This window comes from Corynebacterium sp. CNJ-954 (genome assembly GCF_001942345.1).
GTDB lineage: Bacteria > Actinomycetota > Actinomycetes > Mycobacteriales > Mycobacteriaceae > Corynebacterium.
In genome coordinates, this window is sequence record NZ_MKKI01000004.1 from 29,756 (window position 1) to 50,933 (window position 21,178).

A 21,178-nucleotide genomic window follows, 5' to 3' on the forward strand; every position below is an offset into this window, starting at 1 on the left:
AGGGCACTCGGTACACCCCGCGTTTCACGTGAAACACGGTCATGCTGCACCACACACTCAGTCACGCAAAGGACGTTCATGATTCCTCCCGAGTGGGATGACACCCCTATCGCCGACGCTGCGCGGCGTGCTGCCCGTATCCAGAATCCGGAGCGTCTTACCCTCGCCCGCCCACCGCGCACACGGAGGATCACGATCGCCAACCAGAAGGGCGGCGTCGGGAAGACGACATCGGCGGTGAACCTGGCGTGGGCATTGGCGCTCCACGGCTTGAAGGTGCTTGTGGTCGATCTCGATCCCCAGGGGAACTCATCCACCGCATGCGGGGCAGAGCACCGGATCGGGACCCCGTCGAGTTATGAGTTGCTTATCGGCGAAAAGTCCCCTGCCGAGGTCATCCAGGTTAATCCCGAGAATGAGAACCTGTTCTGCATTCCTGCGACGATTGACCTTGCCGGTGCCGAGATCGAACTCGTGTCCATGGTCCGGCGCGAGTACCGACTGTGCGATGCGCTCAGTCCGGCTTACCTGGAGCGCGAGGGTTATGACTATGTCTTCATTGACTGCCCACCATCGCTCGGGCTCCTGACCATCAACGCGATGAACACGGCGACTGAGGTCCTGATTCCGATCCAGTGCGAGTACTACGCGCTGGAGGGCGTCGGCCAGCTCCTCAACAATATTTCGATGATTCGCGAGCATCTGAATCCGGAACTGCACGTGTCCTCTGTTCTGCTCACCATGTACGATGCGAGGACGAAGCTTTCGGAGCAGGTGGCCAGCGAGGTGCGGAATCATTTCGGTAGTGCGGTCCTTGAGAACCAGATACCTCGCAGCGTCAAGGTCTCAGAGGCGCCAGGGTACGGCAAGACCGTGCTCCAGTACGATGCCGGTTCCCGGGGTGCCCTTGCCTATTTTGACGCCGCCGTCGAGTTCGCGGAACGCGGCGACTACCTCCCAATCCCCGAAACTGCCCCGATCGGTGTGGCACCTGAACTGAGGACAGGAAGCAGCAACTGATGTCAGAGAAAAACAAGCCGACCCTCCCCCAGCTTCCTCAGACGGAGACTCAGCGAGGCGGTCTCGGTCGGGGGCTCGCAGCCCTCATTCCGACCAGTCCGTCGAAGCCGAGGCTGGGTGCTGGTGCCGCAGACGTCATTCTTGGTCCTGCCGGTCAGCGTCACAGTGACGTTACTTCGGAAGGGCGCACTAGCCGGACAGGTGCCGCAGAAAATACCGGTGTGTCGGAAGAGAACATCGGAGCAACCTATCGGGAGCTTCCGCTCGGGTCAATTCGCCGCAACCGGAAGAATCCGCGGGAGACCTTTGAGGAAGAACCGCTCAATGAGCTGGTTCATTCAATCAGGGAGTTCGGTCTCCTCCAGCCCGTCGTCGTCCGTCCTTCCGGGGATTCGACCTATGAGTTGATCATGGGTGAGCGTCGCCTGCGTGCCTCAAAGCTCGCTGGGCTAGAGACAATCCCCGCTATCGTCCGGGAAACCGACGACCAGGACATGCTCCGGGACGCCCTGCTGGAGAACATTCACCGTGTGCAGCTCAATCCTCTGGAGGAAGCCAGCGCATACCAGCAACTTCTGGAAGAGTTCGACGTTACCCAGGCAGAGCTCGCACGACGTCTTGGCCGGTCACGGCCATTGATCACGAATATGATCAGGCTCCTCCAGCTTCCGGTAGGTGCGCAGCGAAAGGTCGCCGCAGGTGTCCTGAGCGCCGGTCATGCTCGGGCTCTGCTGGGGGTGAAGGCCGGTCCTGAAGCCCAGGATCAGCTGGCTGAACGCATCATCGCCGAAGGCCTCAGTGTGCGGGCAACTGAGGAAGCTGTTGTGTTGATCAACCGTGGTGACGAGCAGGCTCCGCGGAAGTCACGCGCGCCGCGTGAGCAACCGGAGTCTGTCACGCAGTGGGCGACATCTGCAGCTGATGCGCTCGATACCCGGGTCACCGTGCAGATGGGAGCGAAAAAGGGGAAAATTGTCGTCGAGTTCGGTGACGAGGACGACTTTGAGCGGATCACCGATCTACTCAAGCTTCCGAGGGAATAGTGATCAGCCACGGTTTCACGTGAAACTGTGAGCTGTGCGTCGGATTCACGGTACCTCCGGCGACGTCTCCGCGGGCCGGGTAAACTCGATCTCCGACGAAGGAGGACAATCGGTGGAGATCAGGTACAGCGCACTGCAACACGACAGTGGTGATGTGGTGGCGCCTACCGCGGGGAACGATGTTTTCTGGGAACTTGCGCCCGCGGTCAGCAGCGCTGATCCGGCGTTCGACAAACAGATGTGGATCCACTCCGTCCTCTACCGGTGGGGAACCTGCGGTTACACCGCTTTCGTCGGGACCGGAGATGAAGGCAGTGGAGAACGGCCGGCAGCCACCGCTTTCTTCGCTCCCCCGACCTACTTCCCCGGGTCAGAGGGCATGCCCTCCGGGCCCGTCTCCGGAGATGCCATCCAGATCTCGACCGTCTTCGTGGAGCAGCCCTATATGGGCCTCTACCTGGAGCACAGCCTGATAGACACCATTCTCACTGAGGCCGAACGTCGTGGGGTCGCAGCCGTGGAGGTCTACGGCCGTAATGACGCGGATGGAACGCCCCTCGGATACATCCCGGAGGGCTATCACGGCTGGGAAGAACGCCCTGACCATCCTGGCTCTGATCTCGAGTCGGCCCCGATTTTGTCCGCGGACATCCTCGAGCAGCAGGGGTTCACTGTCGTGGGGAAACACCCTCGGTTTCCGAGGTACCGTAAGAAGTTGGCGGAGGGTTCGTCGCTGTTCAGCAACTATGAGTCCGACGCCCACGAGATGCTGAACAACCGGGTCCCGCTCAGCACTGTGCTCGGCGGGCAGCGGGCCTAAACCACACGGGTGTGATTCAGGCCAGCTTCTCGGCTTCGAGTACGTCAGCGAACCGGTACGTGCCTGTCGGCGCCGTGTCAGCGTCAAGCAGATAGAGACGTTTCACTGCGACAACCAGCGCCTCGGCGATGGTGTCCCGGACATCCGGGTCTGTCAGGACCGCGACATCGTCGTCATTCGTCAGGTAGCCGGCGACGAACTGAACGGCCGGCATCTTCGTCATCCGGAGCAGGTCCCAGGTGCGACGGTGACTGCGGCAATTCGTCAATGACGTCCTCGTGGTCACCTCACGCTGGATGAAGCCGGAGAGCTTCTCCCCCGTCAGGACGAGGATCCGATCTCCGAACCGAAATAGAACGAGGCCGCACCGTTGGCCCGCTCATTCGGATAGACATCCGCCCGGAGCGAGATCATCAGATCCGCGCCAAAAGCATTGGCCAGGGCAGCGCGGTCCAGGCTGGAAGGATTGTCACTACGGGGCCGCGAAAGAATCGTCTCCATACCCGCTGCGATCATACGACCCTCGGTCCGCGTCGCGAGATCCCACAGGATCTCCTCCTCGGTGATGGTTCCGTAACGACCGGTCACGGTCCGCCCGACGACGTCCCCACCCAGGCCTGGATCGATGACGATCCGCTTACCCGTGAGCTGCGGCCCTGCCGCGCGGATCTGTTCCTTCTCCCGGATCGCCTGAGGTGATCCGCCGGTGATTCTCCGCCCCAGGTAGCTCAGTGCACGGAGTGTCACCGGGCCGCAGGTGCCGTCGTTGGTGAGGCCGTAGTTGAGCTGGTACTTCCGGACGGCGTCGTGGGTCTGCGGGCCGAACTGTCCGTCAACCCGGTCCGTGTAGAAACCGAGGTCGTGCAACTGTGCCTGGAGTTCGGCGACGTCGTCGCCGACGAAGAAGTGTCCCGGTGGCTGCAGGGACAGGACCCGGGCTCCGAGGGTGTAGGAGGCTTCACGGAGGGCCCGTAACGTGCCGTCGGTGATGTGCCCGTCGGCGATGATGCCACGCCCCTGCTGGAAAGCGCGCAGGGCGATGTCCAGGTCGGCGTCGAAGAGCTCATCCTCGGGGGTCCACCGCTGGCCGGCGTCACCCGAGGTGTCGCCGGTGAAGCCGTCAATGAATCCGAGCCGGGCGAGGGTGCTGCGAACTTCGGCGACGCGCGGGCTCCGGTCGCCCAGCTTGAGTGAGTTACGGTGCACGTTATCCTCTCGTTTCCGTCACAGGTCGTTGATGGTCAGGGGAAGAGATCACGCCGAGATGAGGGAATCGAGACTGGCGGACAGGTCGGCTTCGGACTGACGTCCGTGAAGTTCCACGACCTTCTTTCCGCCGTGGAAGATGAAGAGTGCCGGGATGGACATGACCTGGAACATCGAAGCGAGTCCTCGCTCCTCTTCCACGTTGACCTTGGCCACGGTCACTGAACCGTCGTATGCCGCGGCGATGTTCTCGAGGGCCGGTTCCATCTGGAGGCAGGGCTGACACCACCCGGCCCAGAAGTCCACCAGGACGGGGATGTCCGACTCGATGACGGTGCTGCGGAACGTGTCCTGGGTGACGGTCACGGGGTCGGACATAGGTGAAATCTCCTGAGGGTGATGGGAGCAAGAGTGTCCACACCACAATACCCGCGGGAGTAGGAGCACGGAAACATGCGCTGAACAGTCACGGAGCGGTCACGGTAGGGTCACGATCCGGATAAGCCCGGGAGACACCGGTCCTCAGAGAGCGGCCAGATAACCTTCAGCGTCCAGCGCGGCGCGGCATCCGGACCCGGCGGCGGTGATTGCCTGCTGATAGTGGGAATCGACCAGGTCACCGGCAGCGAACACTCCCGGGACAGAGGTCTTCGTCGACGGTTCGTCCACCTTGACGTAACCGTTGTCCTGAAGGTCGACCTGTCCCTCGAACACGGCGGTGCGGGGGTCATGGCCGATGGCGACGAACATCGCGTCCATCGGGACCTCGCGAGTCTCGCCGGTGACCGTGTCCTCGAGCCTGAGTGCCTGGACACTGCCGTCGCCGAGCACCTCGACCACCCGGGAGTTCATGATCATGTCGATCTTGGGGTTGTTGCGTGCCCGCTCCTCCATGATGGCGGAGGCACGGAACTCGTCACGACGGTGGATGATCGTCACCCGGTCCCCGAACTTCGTCAGGAAGTCGGCCTCCTCCATGGCGGAGTCACCACCACCGATCACGGCGATCTGCTTCTCCTTGAAGAAGAAGCCGTCGCAGGTCGCGCACGCGGAGACACCGTGGCCCAGCAGGGCTTCCTCACCCGGGACACCGAGATACCGTGGTTCCGCGCCTGTGGCGAGGATGACGGTGCGGGCGTGGAACTCCTCCTCGTCGGTGAAGACCTTCTTCAGCTCACCGTCCAACTCGACCCGTACGACGTCCTCCATGCGGAGGTCGGCGCCGAAGCGTTCGGCCTGGTTGCGCATATCGTCCATGAGCGCCGGCCCCATGATGGACTGCGGGAAGCCAGGGAAGTTCTCGACCTCGGTGGTCTGCATCAGCAGGCCACCGAAGTCCATGCCCTCGAAGACCAGGGGCTTGAGCTCCGCGCGGGCGGCGTAGATGGCGGCGGTGTAGCCGGCGGGGCCGGAACCGATGATGACGACGTCATGCACAGACGGGGTGGAATCACTCATGCCGACGATTCTAGCGACGCACCGGACACCGCAGGTGCGACCCCGGCCTCTGCAAGGCACGCACGTAGGTGACGATGAGCCCGTGCCCGACGGGACTTCACCGTCCCGGTGGGAATGCCCAGGTGGTTCGCAGTGTCACGCAGCGACCAGTCCTGCACGTCGGTGAGCACGATCACGTCGCGCAGGCCAGGGTGAAGTTGGTTGACTGCCTCGTGGAGCAGAATGCGGTGCACCATTCGTCCGGCATCCACGGTGCGGCTGTCCGGTAGGTAGCGCAGCCTCTCCCCCAGGTCCACCGTCCGGGCCAGTTCGTCGTTCCGGCGTCTGCTGTCGCGCAGGTGTGTCAACGCCGTGTTCCGCATGATGGTGTGCAGCCAGGACGCAGCCGAGTCCGCACCACGGAACGTGCCTGCCGTCCTGTGGATCTTGAGCAGTCCGTCCTGCAGGACGTCCTGGCGGTCCTCGACAGGTACTCCTGCCTGGTGCAGCGCCCATCCCAGAAGGCCGGAATGCCGGCCCATCAGGTCGGTGAAGGATGTGGTGCAGCCGGCGAGGTGCCGGCGCAGCAGTTCGGCGTCCGACGGTGTGACAGATGGTGCGGTCATGAATTCCCCCAATGGAAGTGTCCCCTGCTCCCCTCCGTCCCCGCGGAAGAAAGCCTTGTGCACAACCTTAGCGAATGGAACGCACCTGCGGAGGGGCTGTGGACAACTTCACCACCGCTGCACGGACGACCTAGGATCGGAGCTATGCGGGCTCTGTGGTGGATGGTGGCGGCAACGGCGGCAGCGACGTCCACGGCGGCGGCTGGCGTGCTCAGGTCGGCGACGTGGGGAAGTACGAGGGAGGAACGTCGCCGGTCTCTTCCGGGCGACGGTCTGGCCCGCGCGCACCTGTGTGCGAACCGCGCGGTCACGGTCCCTGCTCCGCCGCAGGACGTCTGGCCGTGGTTGATGCAGCTGGGCCAGGACCGTGGCGGCTTCTACTCCTATGAGTTTCTGGAGAACCTCGTCGGCAGCGACGTCCACGGCGTCCGGCACCTGCGTCCCGAGTGGTCGACGAGGGCCGTCGGGGACATTGTCCGTCTGGCCCCTGAGCTGCCGTTGACCGTCCATGAGGTGACGCAGAACGAGGCGCTCGTCCTGGTGGGAGGAGACCCGGACGCCATTCCGGAGCTGTTCACCTGGGCATTCGTCCTGGTCCCGACCGCGGACGGGACGCGCCTGCACGTCCGCGAACGCTACCGGTTCGCGCGCGCCCACCACGTGCTGGTCGCACCGTTGCTGGTGGTGGCGTCCGCTGTGATGTCGGCGCGGATGCTCCGGACGATACGGCGGCTGGCGGTACCGTAGACGAAATATCGCACAGTATAGTGCCGTATCCAGCAAACTGGATACGGCACTATACTTCGGTTGATGTCGGTGATCCGGGGGTCACTCCCGCACGCCGTGCACGGTGACCTCCCCCACCGAGGCGGCCTCCGGCATCGGCAGCTCAGTGATCCACAGCAGTACGCGGTCACCGGCCGGCGCGTCCTCGCCGGTCAGGGTCAACGTCCCACCGGACGCGGCCTCCGCGTCCAGGAGCTCCGTCTGGTCCACCGAGGTGACGTCACCGGAACCGGAACGCAGCTCGATACGCGTTCCCTCCGGCACACCCTCCAGGTCGACAGAGGTCACCGACGCGGTCTCGTCCAGCGACAGCAGCAGGCCGATCCCCGGTTTCAGCGAGGACGGCCCGTCCCCCAGCTGGTCGACGTACTGCGCCGAACTCCAGGTCGTCGCGGGGTCACCGTCGATGACCAACGGAGCCTCCTCCGGGTTGTCGAGGGTCCCGGTGCCGCTCTCGGCCGGGGCCCATTCACTGGCCTCCGACACACCCATGATCTCCGGTTCCGCGGCCGCCTGGGCCGAGGTGGACTGGCCGCCACGGATCGAGTCCGTGGTCACCGGCGAATCCCTGCGGTCACCGCCGAAGTAGGCCACCACGACGACGATCAGCGCGACGATGAGGAACAGTCCGGCGATCGTCAGGGTCACGGACAGCGCGGTACGTCCCGGCTTCTCCGGCGCCGCACCGAAGCCGGCACGTTGTTCCGGGTTCGGCGCGACGTCGGCACTGGTGACGAGGTCCGCGTCCGGCGACTCGGAGGTCGTGGCCGCACGCAACCGCGTAGCCAACTCCCGGGCGTCGACACCGTCGACCTGCCGGGCGTCGTCGAGGATCTGCTGGAGCTCGGCCGGGATCAGGTGCGACGGCACCGAGCTCAGCAGCATGTCCAGTGACACGGCGATCGCATGCACGTCCTGGCGGGACGAACCGCCCGGCAACACACCCGGGAATGCCAGCACGGCACGGCCCTCCGAGCTGATCCGCAACCGGTTGCGGTGGTCGATGCCCAGTGACCCGCCTAGCTCGGCGACGTCGCCGGCGGCATCCGCCAGATCGGCCATCGCGTAACCGGCGGCCAGTGGGTCGGGTCCGGACTCCGCCACCCGGGTCAGCGGCGCACCGTCGGTCCAGTCGGCGACGACCACGACCAGTGTGCGGGCATCGCAGATCTCCCGCACCCGGGCCACACCCGGGGACGAGACCTTCGCCAGCGTGGCGCTGCGGTCCAGCAGCTCACGGGAGCCGACACCGGCGACCTGCGGGTCGAGAATGGTCAGGGCGACCAGGTCCCCGGTCTCGTTGTCACGGGCCTGCCACAGCCGGGCCGCCGGTGAGCCACCGTGGTCCGACAGCAGCCGGAACCGGCCCTGCAGGATCGGGGCACCGGGGACCAGACGCGGGCCGCGGACCCGGCCTGCCGACAGCGGCGGCATCGCCGGGCCCACCACGTCCTGTCCGGTGAGACCGGCCATCCCGGCGATCGGCATCTCGGTGATACGTGCCGCAGGACGACCGTCCTCGTCCTCGGGGACGGCACCGGCGAAGAACCGCCCGACCACGGGCAGACGCGCCAGCGTCGCACCGACGGTCATGACCTCCGGCAGCTTCGACCGCGAGAGGATCAGCATGACGATCGCCAGGAACACCACCCCGGAGACCAGCAGGCGCACGAGGAACCCGAACATGAAGCCGTCCGGAATGAGGAAACGGTCCACGAGTGCGTCCAGGCGCCAGACGATCAGGGCCGAGACCACAGAGGCCCCGAGGGCCCACAGGGAGGTCTTGAGCACGCTGCGCATCCCCAGATGCCCCAGCGAGCGTTTCAGCAGTCGGTGGCCGATGATCGCACCGGCCACGAAACCCATGCCGTTCGCCGCACCCAGCAGGACGACCACCAGGCGCGGCTCACTGGCGATGTGCGGGGCCAGGTACGCCAGGGACACTTTGGTGACCGTGATGCCGCCGATGATGAACGTCGGCGTCCACACTTCCTCGCGGGCGTAGAACACGCGCAGGTGCAGCAGCACGATCGCGTAGGGGACCAGCGTGAAGGCGGAGAAGCTGATCGTCCAGCCCAGGACGTTCGCGTCGTCGAGCGAGAATTCCTGGTAGGCGAACAGCGCGGGGGCGATCAGCGTGCCGAAGGCAGTGAAGAAGGCGATGACGGGCACCAGGGCCAACATCGTCAGCTTCGTCGCCATGGTCAGGTCCTTGACGACGGCCTTGTCGTCGCCGTCGGCGGCATTGCGCGACAGCCGCGGCATCACCGCGGTCAGCAGGGTCACACCGATCACGCCGTAAGGCACCTGCAGCAGCTGCCAGGCCTGCATGTAGATCGTCGGGCCTGCACCGGAGCTGGAGGCGATACGGTTGTTGAGGACCCAGCCGATCTGGGAGATCAGCACGTAGACCACGATTGCCAGGGCCATGCCGCCGAACTGCTTCAGCCGGTCGTCCAGGCCCCACAACGGTCGGATATCCACCCCGGCCTTGCGAAGGTAGGGGACCATGATTGCCGCCTGCACGACGACACCCAGCGTGGTACCCAGACCCAGCAGCATGATGTGCGGGTCGGTGATCGTCACGACGTCATCCTTGCCGAGCTTCGACTCATTGGGCAGCAGGATGTAGAGACTCAGGACAGCCAGGGTGACCACGTTGTTGACCACCGGTGCCCAGGCACCGGGCTTGAAGATGCCCTTGGTGTTCAGTACCGCCATCATCACCGCGAACAGTGCGTAGAACACGATCTGCGGCAGCACCAGGTAGGCAAACGCCGTCGACATGCCGATGTTGACCTGGCCGTCGGAGTCCAGTGACACCCGGGTCAATAGCGGTGCGGCAAGCACCGCGATCACCGTGACGGTCATCATCAGTGTGAACGTCAAGGTCAACAGGCGTCTGATGAACGCTGCGCCGCGGTCCGAGTCCTCCTTCTCCGCCCGGACGAGCAACGGGACGACGAGACTGGTGAGCACGGCGCCCAGCACCAGTTCGGTGATGAGGTTCGGCAGTGTGTTCGCGGTGTTGAACGCACTGGCGACCCCGGCACCGAGGGCCCAACCGATCAAAGCGGTCCGCAGGAATCCGGTGATCCGGCTCAGCAGGGTGGCTACCGCCATCGATCCCGTCGCGCGGACCACGTCGGTGTCCGAGGCCGTCGTGGCGCCGGATCCTTCGTTACCGTCTGCAGCCTCGGTGATGCTCGTGCCGGACGAACCACCGGCCTTCGATGCTGTCGCGGTGGCCTTGGTCAGCCGCGGGTCTGTCGCCGCCCGCTCGGCGGGGGACATGTTCAGCTTCGAGTGGTCGGCACCGGGGTCGGTGCCGCCAGTGGCCTCACTGGTGTCGCGGTCGGTCGATCCGGAGGAGCGGGATGGCGCAGCTTTCGCCGGCGGGGTGGCGGCGCGGAACCGCCCCCGTTCGCCGGGATGTGCGGCGTCGCCGGGGTCTTCTCGAGAATCAGTCACCGCTCTATCTTCGTGCACGCCCCCGCTGGTTCGCTAACTGCCGGCGCCTTTTCGTCACCCGGATCACCGCGAACAGGCCGAAGACGACGGCCACACCGATGCCCACGACGAGCGCGCCGCTGCCGGGGCCAGAGGCCATACGGATCGTCACAGGATCGGATATCCGCATGTCATCGGGCGTTTCGAGGTACATGGTCAGGTCGGTCTCGCGGATGTTCGACGGGAAGGACGTCGTCATCTGCAGGGTGACGCTCCCCTGCGCGGGAATAAGTTGCATCCCGGGCGTGTTGAGCGTGACCCCGTCCTCGGATTCATAGTCGACGTTCACCCGCACCGGCAGGGGCAGGCCGTTGCGCGCCACCACGATCAGGGGCGAGGAGTCGCTTGTCCGGGTGAAGACGCTGCCCGGCGGGAGCAGGGACACCGACTCGCGCAGCTCATGAATCAGGGCCCGGACGCTCCCCCGGCGTTCCGTGGCCCGGTCCCGGGCGACGGCGTCCTCGTCGGCGACGCGACGACGGTTGTCCGTCAACGACCGGAGGAGATCGTCGACCATGGGGCGCGTGAAGATCTCGGGGGTGAGAGCGACGTTGTCGTTGTCGACCATGATCCGGGTGAAGTTGTGCAGGTCCTCGGCGAGCCCTCTCCCCTCGGTGATCTCATCGCCACCCACCGGTGCGGGGTCGGCCTCCGGTTCCTGCACCGTGCCGTCGGACGCCACACCGCGCAGGGCGGCTCCGAAGGAGACGGCGCGGGCGGATCCGTCCTCCAGCCGGCCCGTCACCGCCTCGAGCCAGGTGGCCGCATCATCCTCGTTCACCGTCCATTCCGCCGGCGGAGTGGCGATGACGTTGCCGGCCGGCGCGCTGTCGGAGGAGCCGGCGCCACGGAGTTCCAGGTCGAGGACGCCGACCGCGGCCGCCATCCGCTCGGCACCACTGTCGTCGCCGAGGTCGCGTCGCGACGCCGGCGCACTGTAGGCGGCCGTGGTGGGGGTTTCCCCGGTGGCCGCAAGCGCGGAACCCAGCGCGGCGGGGAACCGGAGGGCACGCGTCCCGCCGGGCAGGGTGACGATTCCGGCCTCGTCACCGTCGTTCGTGACCACCGAGTCCTGGGCGACGAGCACCGTGGTCGGTGTCTCTCTGCCGGCGGTGCTGAAACGCTGTACCGAGGCATCGGAGACGTATCCCGATCCCGGCACGACCACGCCTTCGGCGGAGTCGGTGTCGAGAATGTCCGAGATGGTCTCCGTCCCGCGTTCCGACAGTTCGGTGACCCGGGGATCGTCAATGCCGGTGACGGCGTCGACGTCGGCTCCGCCGAACGGGAGTGGCACGGTGCACTGACCGTCGACGATGGTGCGCAGTTCTTCCAGCCAGGACGCCGCGTCGGCGGCACCAGTGCCCTCGACGGAGTCGTCACCGGTGCGGTTGCTGGTCCACCGGTCGCGGAGCCGCACCGGCTCCTCGACCGGGCTGGGGGCCTCGCCGACCCGGTAACCCTCACTCATCCGGGAGACCGTTTCGAGCAGGTCAGGGTCGATGGCGATGCACGTCGCCTCCTGCAGGTCATCGGAGCCGGCGGCCGCTGAGCGGTACGTCGACAACAAGGTGCTGAGTCGACCTTCCGGCCGCAGCTCCTCGGCCAGTGACTCGTCCGGCAGGTAGAGGTCATTGGGCTCGGGGGCGTCGCCGACCTGACCAGCACCGGCTGTGGCACTCGACGACAACGGCCAGAGCATGGTGATCCCCGCGGGACGGTCTGTGTCGGCGGTGTCGGCGGTGTCGTCTGGGGCGTCGCTGTCGTCGGTCTCCGTGACGGTCACCGTCGTGCGCGTCGCAGCGACGAAGGACGTTCCTGATCCTCCCAGGTCGGCGTTGAGGTTGAGCAGCAGCGGGTAGACGCCGGGCCCGTCCAGTCCCAGACCACTGAGACTGCCCGCACGCCCGTCGACGGGCACGGTCAGCCGGAACTGCCGTTCCTCACCGGGGTCCAGGGTGCCGTCGAGCTGCTGGAAGGGACCCACCCACGGGTACTCCCCCTGATTCGACATCAGGGACGTCGCCACACCGTCCGGTGCGTCCACCGCATTCTGGTGCTGGGTACGCAGCTGCAGACCCGACAGTTCCTGATCCGATGAGTTCGTCACACGGATCCGCAGGTCCAGCGCACCGCTGTCGGTGACCGTGGCCGGTTGCTGCCCCAGGATCTCCAGCGACACACCACTCTCGGGGTCCGCGGACCGTGCCTCGGGATTCGACCAGAGCGTCCCCCCTGCGGGAGCGTCCTGCGCCGACGCGACCGGCACGACCGGGGTCAGCGCCACACCCACCGCAACCACGGCGAGGCAGGCCAACGGCCGGACCGTGTGTGACGACCCTGACGACCCCGACAACCGCCGCATCACTACCGCGGCGTGCGCCGCCCGGCCTTCGCCTCCGCGCGGGCGAGGTCGGGCAACCGGTCGTGGGCCTGACGGGCAAGCTTGCGTTCGTCGGCATAGGCGAGACGCTCGACGAGGTTGCTCACCGGCAGCCACGCCACCTCGGTGACCTCCGGGTCCTCGTCATTGAGGTCGCCGTCGACGTAGCGCAGCAGATGGTGGTGCACCGTCTTGTGGATCCGGCGCCCCTCCGAGACGAACCAGTAGTCGATCGTCCCGAGATCGCTGACGACCTCCCCACTGACGCCGGTCTCCTCCCACACCTCACGTTCCGCGGTGGTGTGGTGGGACTCGTCCGGCTCGATGTGGCCTTTCGGGATCGACCACAGCAGCCGTCCGCGACGGTCCAGGCGTCCGATGAGGGCGACGTACATCCGCGACAGGTCCACCGACCCGTCCCCCCGCACCGCTTCGGCGAGTCCCGACAGCACGAGGCCACCGGCACTGGTCTCCACCGAGGTCGGCAGTTCACTGTGGTCACGCTGCTGAACGGAGCGTGCCGGAGACCGGCGCTGGTCCGGCCGTGAGGAGCTCCCGCCGGAGCGGCCAGAGCGATTACGCCGTTGGTTCATGGAGAACAAGGGTAGTGCCTGCGGGGCGGTTTGTGGGAACTGTAAAATCCGGGGGGTGACGGGACGGCAGACGCAGGAGAAGCAGGACGCAGCGACGATGCTCGCCACCGCATGGTCTGCGGTGAAGGACAACGACAGGACCGACCGGACGCTCACCGCACTCGCGGAGGCGTTCGTCTCCCGTGGCCACCGGCTCTACCTCGTCGGCGGCTCTGTCCGCGACGCGCTGCTCGGGCGCCTCACCGAGCACGACTTCGACCTGGACTTCACCACCGACGCACGGCCGGACGTCGTCACCGAGATCCTCGACGAGGTCGCCGAGACCGTCTGGGACACCGGTATCGAGTTCGGCACCGTGTCGGCGATGTTCCACGGTCTGATCGTCGAGATCACCACGTTCCGCGCCGACGCCTACGACGGGGCGTCACGCAATCCCGAGGTCACCTTCGGTGACACACTGGACGGTGACCTGGTGCGCCGCGACTTCCGCTGCAACGCCATCGCCCTCGAACTCTCCGCCGACGGCGGACACGAACTCCGCGACCCGCTGAACGGGCTCGACGACCTCGTCGCCGGAGTGCTCGACACGCCGGCCGCGCCCGAGCAGTCCTTCCACGATGATCCGCTGCGCATGCTCCGTGCCTGCCGCTTCGCCTCGCAGCTGGGGTTCACCGTGGCCGACCGGGTGCGCACCGCCATGACCGACATGGCGGACCAGATCGGGCGGATCACCGCTGAACGGGTCGCCGCCGAGCTGAACAAGCTCATGCTCGGTGCGGAGCCCTGGACGGGCCTGGACATGATGGTTGACACCGGGCTCGCCGACCACGTCCTGCCGGAGCTGCCCGCACTGAAGCTCACCCAGGACGAACACCGGCAGCACAAGGACGTCTACGCCCACTCCCTCCAGGTCCTGCGTAACGCCACGGAGCTGGAGGGGCGCATGGGGGACGCCTCGGAGGTCTCTGACGCCGACCGGCTCGTGCTGCGGTGGGCCGCACTGATGCACGACATCGGTAAACCCGACACCCGCGAATTCACCGACTCCGGCGCGGTGACGTTCCACCACCACGAGGTGGTCGGTGCCCGGATGACGCGTCGGCGTCTCAAGGCCCTCAAGTACCCGAAACGACAGATCCAGGACATCGGTCAACTGGTGTTCCTGCACATGCGTTTCCACGGTTACGGTGACGGTGCATGGACCGATTCGGCGGTGCGGCGCTATGTCGCCGACGCCGGTGACCTCCTCCCCCAGCTGCAGGTCATCGTGCGTGCGGACTGCACCACCCGGAACAAACGCAAGGCCGCCCGGCTGCAGCGCGCGGTCGAGGACCTCGACACCCGGATCGTCGAACTCAGGGAACAGGAGGATCTTGACGCCGTCCGGCCTGATCTGGACGGCAACGAGATCATGACCATCCTCGACCTGCCGCCTGGACCGGCGGTCGGCAAGGCGTGGGCGTTTCTCAAGGAACTGCGCCTGGACCGTGGCCCCATGGAACGGGACGAGGCGATCGCCGAACTGAAACGCTGGTGGGAGGACCAGTGAGCCCTGCCGCATCCGCGGAGTTCAGGAAAGGGATCCAGGACAGCTGGACCGTGGCTCTCGGACTGATTCCCCTGGGGCTGGCTTTCGGACTCCTGGTCACCCAGACCGGATTCGCCTGGTGGTGGACGCCGGTGTTCAGCATCGTGCTCTACGCCGGGTCCATGGAGTTCCTGGCCATCACACTGGTCACCGGTGGAGTCGCTCCCCTGTCCGCGGCCCTGTACGGGTTCCTGGTGAATTTCCGTCACGTGTTCTACGGGTTGAGCTACCCGGTGGAGGCGGTGCGCTCGCCGGTGGCGAAGGCCTACGGCATCTACTCGCTGACGGACGAGACCTACGCGATCCTGTCCACGAAGAAGAAGTCCGTGTGGACCCAGCCGCGGGTCATGGCGGTGCAGATGTTCTGCCAGTCCGCCTGGGTGGTCTTCGGCGTGGTCGGCGCGCTGGTCGGCTCGGCACTGCCGCTGGATCTGGTGGGCCTGGACTTCGCGTTGACCGCACTGTTCGTGGTGCTGGCGATCGAGGCGTTGGACGTCAGCCGGGATGTGTGGCTCCCCGTCGTCGCGGTCGTCGCAGGGGCGGTCGGTTATGCGGTGAGCCAGGAGCAGATGCTGCTGATCGGACTGTCGCTGTACTTCGTGTACCTGGTGGGACGGTTCCTGTGGACGCAGCGGTCACAGCGGTCCCAGCGGTCACAGGGGACGCGGGGATCACGGGGAGAGGGTTCCGGCGATGAGTAGTGGACTTCCCGAGGGCGTGGACCTGACCAACACCCTGCTGATCCTGGGCGGGGTCGGCCTGGTGACTCTGCTGCTGCGTGCCCTGCCGTTTGCGGCGATGCGTTACTTCCGCGAATCAGCTCTGGTCGCGTGGTTGGGGATCGCCATGCCCGCCGGTGTGATGACGGTGCTGGTGCTGTACACCCTGGTCAACTCCACGGAGAACCCCGGCGGTGTCGGCGCGGCCGTGATCGCGGTGGGGGCGACCGCGGCACTGCACCTGTGGCGTCGCTCAGCGACGATGTCGATCCTGTTCGGCACGGTGATCTACATGCTGCTGGTGAACGTGGTGTTCTGAGACGCTCGGGGGATTCTAGCTCGTGGCGTCCTCGAGCTTCGGGGTCATCTGCTCCAGTGCCCACAGCACGGAGTCGGGGGAACCGAGAGAGAACGCCTGGGACAGGTCATCGTCGGCGACGATGGCGTGGCCCTCCTTCACCGCGCCGAGACTCTTCCACGGGCCCAGGTTCTCGAGCTCCTCCCGGGTGATGCCGATCGGGAAGCCGACGACGACATCCGCGTCGGCGGTGTCGAGGTTCTCGTCGGAGAGCTGCGTGAAGAAAGTGTCCGGCGTCTTCTCCACGTTGCCGGTTTCGGTGAATCCGAGCGAGGTCAGCAGGTCCATGCGACCGTCGCCCTCGAAGTACGCGGCCCAGCCTTCACCGTATTTCGAGACAACGGAGGCCGTCTTCTCGGCCCACTCCGGATGGTCGTCCCGGACGCGCGCGATGGCGTCGTCGACCTCCTGGTTGATCTCGTCGCCCTTGGCGGACTCACCGAGTGCCGTGGCGATCATGTCGACCTGGGTGTCCCTGGTCACGGTGTAGCCTTCGTCGCCCTTGGGGGCGGAGATCGTCGGCGCGATCGCGGACAGCTGGTCGTAGGTCTCCTGGTCGCTCGCGGACTTCACGTTGAGGATGAGATCCGGGTCGAGGGCGGCGATCTTCTCGACGTCGACGTCCTGGTTGCCGCCGCCGGAGAGGATCTCGGGTGACTCATCATAGGTCTCCTCATTCCACGGGCTCACACCGTCGCCGCCGAACTCGAGGAAGTCACTGGCACCGACTGGTTGGACGCCCAGGTTGAGGGCGATGTCGGCGTCGCCCCAGCCCAGGGCGACGATTCGTGTGGGCTGTTCGGGGATCTCGATGTCGCCGAACGTGGTGGGCACCGACACGGGGAAGGAATCGGTCGCGGTCGAGGTGGCGTCCCCGGAGCCGTTGCCGTCCGCACCCTCATCGTCGGAGGTGCAGGCGGCCAGTGCAATTCCGGTGGCCAGGGCGGTGGTGGCGGCGCCGATGCGCAGCAGTGAGCGTCTCATGGAGGTAAAGGTACCGTAACCTCGGTCCGGGGAACAGCGCGGAGACGTCACGGGTATTAGACTCGTCTGCCATGGGTACCCCGTCTTTTATTTCCGAGCTCCGCGACAAGGTCGGCCACGCACCACTGTGGCTGCCGGGAGTCACCGCTGTCGTGGTCCGGGACGTGGCGGAGGACGCGCCGGTGTACGCCACGCCGGACGTCCTGCTGGTCAAACGGGCGGACGACGGCCGCTGGACCCCGGTGTGCGGCATCATTGACCCGGGCGAGGAGGTCGCGGACGCGGCCGTGCGGGAGGTCGCCGAAGAAACCGGCCTGACGGTCGAGGTCGATGCGTTGATCGGCACGGGCGCGGTCGGCCCGGTGACCTATCCCAACGGGGACATCTGCAGTTTCATGGACACCACGGTCCGGTGCGTCCTCACCCCGGACAGTGCTGGCGAACCGCGGGTCAACGACGAGGAGTCCGTTGAGGTCGGGTGGTTCCCGGTGGCCCAGTTGCCGGCGATGGACCCGAGGTTCCGGCTGGTCATCGCCGACTGTGTCGCGCAGTTGAAGCATCCGGCGGGCTTCCGGCCACGGATGGGGTACGTGAAGCGGTCTCGGCCGGTCGCCGGCGACATCCGCGGGATATAGTCCTTCCGACCATGGAACCTGCAGGGGACGCGCCCGGCCGTCAACGTGCACTTCCCCGCGATGTCGCAGAGGCCCTCGACCGGATCCTGGACGGGGCGGTGGCGGACGACCTGGAGTCCAGCGTCCTGGATTTCAAGGAGGACCCCACCCACACCCCGACGCGTCGCCCGGACGAGAAGGCCGCGGACATGCTGGTCAAGACCGCGTGCTGCTTCGCCAACGGCTCGGCGGGACGGGGTTTCATCGTCTTCGGCATCGCCGACCGGACACCGGGGCCCGATGCCTTCAACGGTACTGACCGTGACCCGGCGGAGATCGCACACCTGATCTTCACCGGTACGCGCCCCCACCTGACAGTGGACGCCTGGGACGCCTACGCGCATGGCGCACGGATCATCGTGATCCGTGTCCCCGCAGGGCTCGCGGTGCACACGGGGCCCGACGAGATCGTCCGGCACCGTGTCGGGGACGCCTGCCTCCCTCTCGAGGGCGAGCCGAAGGAACTCCTCGCACGGGCCCGCGGAAACCCCGATTACACGGCGGAGCCGTCGTCGGTTCCTCTGCAGGACTATGACGTGGAGGCGTTGGCGGCGGGCCGTGAACTGCTGGCCACGGCGCAACGTGCCGGCACGCTGCCCAACGGCGACGGCACTGGTACAGGCCTGCTGGCGAAACTGGACCTGCTGACTGACGACGGTGCCCCGACCGTCGCGGCAGAACTCCTCTTCCACCGGGCGCCGGGGGCCCGACACCTGTACCGGGCCGGTGACACGGAGTCGGCGCACCCGCCGACCGAGACGCTCCTGGACCTGCCGTTGGTGTTGTCGGCGACATCGTTGCGTGACCTGGTCAGGGCGCATGACGACTCGTCGATTCCGGCGGCCGCCGCCGATGAGGCGATCACCAACGCCCTGGTGCACCGGGACTGGTCACGTCCTGAGCCGGTGGTGGTCTTCCAGTCCCCGCAGATGATCCGGGTCCACTCCCCCGGTGGTCTGCCTGGCGGAAACACCGCCGACCGACTGTTGTCCGGTCCCTCGCAGCCACGTAATCCGGCTCTGCTCAACGCGATGCAGCTGTTGGGGCTGGAACGGTGGTCGTCCCGTGGTTTCGACCGGATGTGGTTGGCGATGTTGTCGGCGGGGTTCGAGCCACCGACCGTCGACGCGAAAGAGGACGCGGTGGATGTGACCCTGTTCAACGGTGAGCCGGACATGGAGTTCGTCTCATTGCTGAGCGCCGTGCGTGCCGAGTACGGCCGCGGCGTGGCCCGCGACGCGGCGACACTGGTGGTGCTGCGCCATCTGATGGCGGCCGGGACCGTGGACCTCGAGCTGGCGGCCCTGCTGCAACAGGCCGGTGAGGCGGATGCGCGGTCGCTGATGACGTGGCTCGCGCAGCGTGGGGTATTGCAGCGGACCGCCCGACGCCGCGACGAGTGGCGGTTCTCCGACCGGGTGGCGGCGCTGGTGCCGGGCAGCGCAGCGGGGTGAGCCCGTCGGTCATCCAGGGCCCGCCTGGTGACTACCAGGTGTTCTCCGGCTGCTCGGCAGCGTATTTGGCCGCACGTCCCGAGCAGATCATCAGCTGGATCTGGTGGAAGATCATCAAGGGCACGATGATCAGGCCCGCCCCGCCGCTGAAGAGCACGGCCGCGATCGGGAGGCCGGACGCCAGGGACTTCTTCGTCCCGCAGAACTGGATCGCGACCTGGTCCTTGTAGTCGAAGCCGAGGCGTCGTCCCGTCCACGATGTCAGCCACAGCATGGCGTAGACCCCGACCACGGAGCCGATGCAGATACCGACGATGGCGATCCAGGACACCGAACTCCACACGCCCATCACGATGCCCTCGGAGAACGCCACGTAGACGACCAGCCCGATCGAGATCTTGTCCACATAGCCGGTGGGTTTCGCCCCGGCGATCTTCGCCACCCCGGGGACTTTGCGCATCACCTGGCCCAGGATGAACGGCGCGAGCAGCTGCAGGGCGATGTCGACGAAGACCGAGGTGTCGATGTGCAGTCCACCGTCGGTGCCGCTCATCAGCAGGAGGACGAGCAGCGGCGTCACGAAGACGCCGATGAGGTTCGACGCCGACGCGCTGACGATCGCGCCGGGGATGTTTCCCCGCGCGATCGAGGTGAAGGCGACGGAGGACTGCACCGTGGACGGGACCAGGGTGAGGAAGAGGATGCCCTGGTAGAGATCATCGCCGATCACACCCTTGAGTGGCATGAGCGCCAGTCCGACGAGGGGGAAGACCACGAACGTGAATGCCAGGATCAGGAGGTGCAGGCGCCAGTGCTTCAGCCCGTTGAGTGCCTCGCGGGTGGACAGGCGGGCACCGTAGAGAAAGAACAGCAGGCCGATCGCGATCTTCACGACCCAGTCCATGATCTCCGCGCCGGTTCCGCGGGCGGGGAAGAGCAATGCGAGGACGACGCCCAGGACGATCAGGATGATCAGCAGATCCGGACGGTATCCCAGGATGCGGTTGATGAAGTTCCTCATGGTGAGACAGTCTAGAGCAGGCCGCGCACCTCGTCCCGCCCGGCGTAGGACGGTGCGGCACCTCGGCCGCGTACCGCCAGGCTCCCTGCCGCGGACGCCAGGTGCGCCGCCGTGACGAGATCCTCGCCTTCCGCCAGGGCGGCGGCGAGTGTTCCGCAGAACGCGTCGCCCGCGCCGGTGGTGTCGACGACGTTGTCCGCGGGGAGTGGGCTGATGTCGGTACGGCCTTCCGGGGCGACCAGGACCGCCCCCTGGGCGCCGAGGGTGATGAGCACGGACGTCGCGACGCCGGCATCTACTGCGGCGACAGCGGCGTCGGCGACAGCTGTGGCGTCCGACGCCGTACCGAAGACCTCCGCCGCCTCAGACTCGTTGAGGACCAGCGGATCCGCCGCGGCCAGCAGGTCAGGGGCCCGGGTGGTCACCGGTGCGAGGTTCAGGACGAACCGGGCTCCGAGGCGCTGTGCCAACCCCGGCAGGGCCGCGGAGTGCTCCGGGGTGAGCTCGCCCTGGGCCAGCAGCACGGCGGCGGCTGTATCGCCGGTGTCGTCCTGTGTCGCCGGGACGGTGTACTCGTTGGCTCCGGAGGTGACCACGATGATGTTCTCCCCGTCCGGGTCGTTCATGATGAACGCCTGGCCGGTGGGGACGTCCTGCGGCGCGCGGTCGACGGCGGACACGTCGACGCCGTAGTCGGTCAGGGTGGTCAGGGCGGCGTCGCCGTCTGCGTCCATACCGACCGTGGCCTGGAAGATGACCGTGCCGTCGAGGTACCGGGCCGCAGCCACTGCCTGGTTGGCCCCCTTGCCACCCAGGGCTTTACCGTTCGGCGAGGCGATCGTGGTCTCCCCCGCCGTCGGAAACCGGTCGACCCGGACGAAAGTGTCGACGTTCAACGATCCGCAGACCATGACGACCGGGGTGGACGGTGCAGGAAGAGACGCGGCGCTCATGGT

At 66.5% G+C, this 21,178-nt stretch carries 18 protein-coding genes and 1 pseudogene; 9 read left to right on the forward strand and 10 right to left on the reverse strand.

The features are described 5' to 3' along the window. Window positions 1–78: 78 nt before the first annotated feature. The 3 genes from BJF89_RS02590 to BJF89_RS02600 all read left to right on the forward strand — a co-directional run bounded on the left by BJF89_RS02590 (window position 79) and on the right by BJF89_RS02600 (window position 2,883). On the forward strand, window positions 79–1,020 hold the full coding sequence (locus BJF89_RS02590; RefSeq protein WP_075811968.1) for a ParA family protein: 942 nt from the start codon (window positions 79–81) through the stop codon (window positions 1,018–1,020). Beyond that, window positions 1,020–2,063, forward strand: a complete 1,044-nt coding sequence (locus tag BJF89_RS02595) for a ParB/RepB/Spo0J family partition protein (RefSeq protein ID WP_075811970.1) — start codon at window positions 1,020–1,022, stop codon at window positions 2,061–2,063. The genes BJF89_RS02590 and BJF89_RS02595 overlap by 1 nt, the downstream gene beginning before the upstream one ends. Before the next feature lie 112 nt (window positions 2,064–2,175). Beyond that, window positions 2,176–2,883: a hypothetical protein gene (locus BJF89_RS02600; RefSeq protein WP_075811972.1), complete on the forward strand. Its 708-nt coding sequence runs from the start codon at window positions 2,176–2,178 to the stop codon at window positions 2,881–2,883. A 16-nt stretch (window positions 2,884–2,899) separates the two neighbouring features. On the opposite strand, the pseudogene BJF89_RS02605 reads toward BJF89_RS02600, so the two are convergent. The 4 genes and pseudogenes from BJF89_RS02605 to BJF89_RS02620 form a co-directional block, all read right to left on the reverse strand. Next, window positions 2,900–4,089, reverse strand: a pseudogene (locus tag BJF89_RS02605) (N-acetylmuramoyl-L-alanine amidase). A 48-nt stretch (window positions 4,090–4,137) separates the two neighbouring features. Further along, window positions 4,138–4,467, reverse strand: coding sequence for a thioredoxin (trxA, locus tag BJF89_RS02610; RefSeq protein WP_075811974.1), 330 nt, complete (start codon window positions 4,465–4,467; stop codon window positions 4,138–4,140). Between the two features lie 144 nt (window positions 4,468–4,611). Then, a complete protein-coding gene (trxB, locus tag BJF89_RS02615; RefSeq protein WP_075811976.1) occupies window positions 4,612–5,547 on the reverse strand; it encodes a thioredoxin-disulfide reductase in 936 nt (311 codons plus the stop codon). Beyond that, window positions 5,544–6,152 (reverse strand): RNA polymerase sigma factor, encoded by a 609-nt coding sequence (locus BJF89_RS02620; protein ID WP_075811978.1) that lies wholly within the window; start codon window positions 6,150–6,152, stop codon window positions 5,544–5,546. Before BJF89_RS02620 ends, trxB begins: the two co-directional genes overlap by 4 nt. 144 nt (window positions 6,153–6,296) lie before the next feature. Here BJF89_RS02620 and BJF89_RS02625 point away from each other — a divergent pair, with 144 nt between their 5' ends. Continuing rightward, a complete protein-coding gene (locus tag BJF89_RS02625; protein WP_075811980.1) occupies window positions 6,297–6,899 on the forward strand; it encodes a hypothetical protein in 603 nt (200 codons plus the stop codon). Between the two features lie 81 nt (window positions 6,900–6,980). Here the strand turns inward: BJF89_RS02625 and BJF89_RS02630 are convergent, their stop codons facing one another. The 3 genes from BJF89_RS02630 to BJF89_RS02640 are packed head-to-tail and all read right to left on the reverse strand — an operon-like array spanning window position 6,981 to window position 13,424. Then, entirely contained in the window at window positions 6,981–10,409 is a 3,429-nt protein-coding gene (locus BJF89_RS02630) for a murein biosynthesis integral membrane protein MurJ (protein ID WP_075811982.1), read from the reverse strand. A 4-nt stretch (window positions 10,410–10,413) separates the two neighbouring features. Continuing rightward, window positions 10,414–12,765 (reverse strand): hypothetical protein, encoded by a 2,352-nt coding sequence (locus tag BJF89_RS02635; RefSeq protein ID WP_255372457.1) that lies wholly within the window; start codon window positions 12,763–12,765, stop codon window positions 10,414–10,416. 50 nt (window positions 12,766–12,815) lie between these two features. After that, on the reverse strand, window positions 12,816–13,424 hold the full coding sequence (locus tag BJF89_RS02640; RefSeq protein ID WP_369803629.1) for an NUDIX hydrolase: 609 nt from the start codon (window positions 13,422–13,424) through the stop codon (window positions 12,816–12,818). Window positions 13,425–13,521: 97 nt separating this feature from the next. Between BJF89_RS02640 and BJF89_RS02645 the strand changes: the two genes are divergently transcribed. Genes BJF89_RS02645 through BJF89_RS02655 form a run of 3 tightly spaced genes read left to right on the forward strand, consistent with a single transcriptional unit; the run spans window position 13,522 to window position 16,050 of the window. Then, window positions 13,522–14,973 carry a CCA tRNA nucleotidyltransferase gene (locus BJF89_RS02645; RefSeq protein ID WP_075812123.1) on the forward strand — a complete coding sequence of 484 codons (1,452 nt, stop codon included), beginning with the start codon at window positions 13,522–13,524 and terminating at the stop codon, window positions 14,971–14,973. Then, window positions 14,970–15,713: an AzlC family ABC transporter permease gene (locus tag BJF89_RS02650; RefSeq protein WP_075811984.1), complete on the forward strand. Its 744-nt coding sequence runs from the start codon at window positions 14,970–14,972 to the stop codon at window positions 15,711–15,713. The genes BJF89_RS02645 and BJF89_RS02650 overlap by 4 nt, the downstream gene beginning before the upstream one ends. Beyond that, entirely contained in the window at window positions 15,706–16,050 is a 345-nt protein-coding gene (locus tag BJF89_RS02655) for a branched-chain amino acid transporter permease (protein ID WP_075811986.1), read from the forward strand. Before BJF89_RS02650 ends, BJF89_RS02655 begins: the two co-directional genes overlap by 8 nt. Before the next feature lie 15 nt (window positions 16,051–16,065). Here BJF89_RS02655 and BJF89_RS02660 read toward each other — a convergent pair whose 3' ends face one another. After that, window positions 16,066–17,073 (reverse strand): iron-siderophore ABC transporter substrate-binding protein, encoded by a 1,008-nt coding sequence (locus tag BJF89_RS02660; protein WP_075811988.1) that lies wholly within the window; start codon window positions 17,071–17,073, stop codon window positions 16,066–16,068. A 71-nt stretch (window positions 17,074–17,144) separates the two neighbouring features. Here BJF89_RS02660 and BJF89_RS02665 point away from each other — a divergent pair, with 71 nt between their 5' ends. Then, window positions 17,145–17,708 carry an NUDIX domain-containing protein gene (locus tag BJF89_RS02665; protein WP_075811990.1) on the forward strand — a complete coding sequence of 188 codons (564 nt, stop codon included), beginning with the start codon at window positions 17,145–17,147 and terminating at the stop codon, window positions 17,706–17,708. 11 nt (window positions 17,709–17,719) lie between these two features. Further along, on the forward strand, window positions 17,720–19,201 hold the full coding sequence (locus BJF89_RS02670; RefSeq protein ID WP_075811992.1) for an RNA-binding domain-containing protein: 1,482 nt from the start codon (window positions 17,720–17,722) through the stop codon (window positions 19,199–19,201). Window positions 19,202–19,232: 31 nt separating this feature from the next. Here the strand turns inward: BJF89_RS02670 and BJF89_RS02675 are convergent, their stop codons facing one another. Then, window positions 19,233–20,222 (reverse strand): bile acid:sodium symporter family protein, encoded by a 990-nt coding sequence (locus BJF89_RS02675; RefSeq protein WP_075811994.1) that lies wholly within the window; start codon window positions 20,220–20,222, stop codon window positions 19,233–19,235. 11 nt (window positions 20,223–20,233) lie between these two features. Continuing rightward, a complete protein-coding gene (locus tag BJF89_RS02680) occupies window positions 20,234–21,175 on the reverse strand; it encodes a ribokinase (RefSeq protein ID WP_075811996.1) in 942 nt (313 codons plus the stop codon). Window positions 21,176–21,178 lie beyond the last annotated feature (3 nt).

Excerpts from the sequence above, each read along its gene's own strand:
- BJF89_RS02590 (WP_075811968.1), top strand. The coding sequence starts at position 79 with ATGATTCCTCCCGAGTGGGATGACACCCCTATCGCCGACGCTGCGCGG.
- BJF89_RS02595 (WP_075811970.1), top strand. The coding sequence starts at position 1,020 with ATGTCAGAGAAAAACAAGCCGACCCTCCCCCAGCTTCCTCAGACGGAG.
- trxA (WP_075811974.1), bottom strand. The coding sequence starts at position 4,467 with ATGTCCGACCCCGTGACCGTCACCCAGGACACGTTCCGCAGCACCGTC.
- trxB (WP_075811976.1), bottom strand. The coding sequence starts at position 5,547 with ATGAGTGATTCCACCCCGTCTGTGCATGACGTCGTCATCATCGGTTCC.
- BJF89_RS02620 (WP_075811978.1), bottom strand. The coding sequence starts at position 6,152 with ATGACCGCACCATCTGTCACACCGTCGGACGCCGAACTGCTGCGCCGG.
- BJF89_RS02625 (WP_075811980.1), top strand. The coding sequence starts at position 6,297 with ATGCGGGCTCTGTGGTGGATGGTGGCGGCAACGGCGGCAGCGACGTCC.
- BJF89_RS02640 (WP_369803629.1), bottom strand. The coding sequence starts at position 13,424 with ATGAACCAACGGCGTAATCGCTCTGGCCGCTCCGGCGGGAGCTCCTCA.
- BJF89_RS02645 (WP_075812123.1), top strand. The coding sequence starts at position 13,522 with ATGCTCGCCACCGCATGGTCTGCGGTGAAGGACAACGACAGGACCGAC.
- BJF89_RS02655 (WP_075811986.1), top strand. The coding sequence starts at position 15,706 with ATGAGTAGTGGACTTCCCGAGGGCGTGGACCTGACCAACACCCTGCTG.
- BJF89_RS02660 (WP_075811988.1), bottom strand. The coding sequence starts at position 17,073 with ATGAGACGCTCACTGCTGCGCATCGGCGCCGCCACCACCGCCCTGGCC.
- BJF89_RS02665 (WP_075811990.1), top strand. The coding sequence starts at position 17,145 with ATGGGTACCCCGTCTTTTATTTCCGAGCTCCGCGACAAGGTCGGCCAC.
- BJF89_RS02670 (WP_075811992.1), top strand. The coding sequence starts at position 17,720 with ATGGAACCTGCAGGGGACGCGCCCGGCCGTCAACGTGCACTTCCCCGC.
- BJF89_RS02675 (WP_075811994.1), bottom strand. The coding sequence starts at position 20,222 with ATGAGGAACTTCATCAACCGCATCCTGGGATACCGTCCGGATCTGCTG.
- BJF89_RS02680 (WP_075811996.1), bottom strand. The coding sequence starts at position 21,175 with ATGAGCGCCGCGTCTCTTCCTGCACCGTCCACCCCGGTCGTCATGGTC.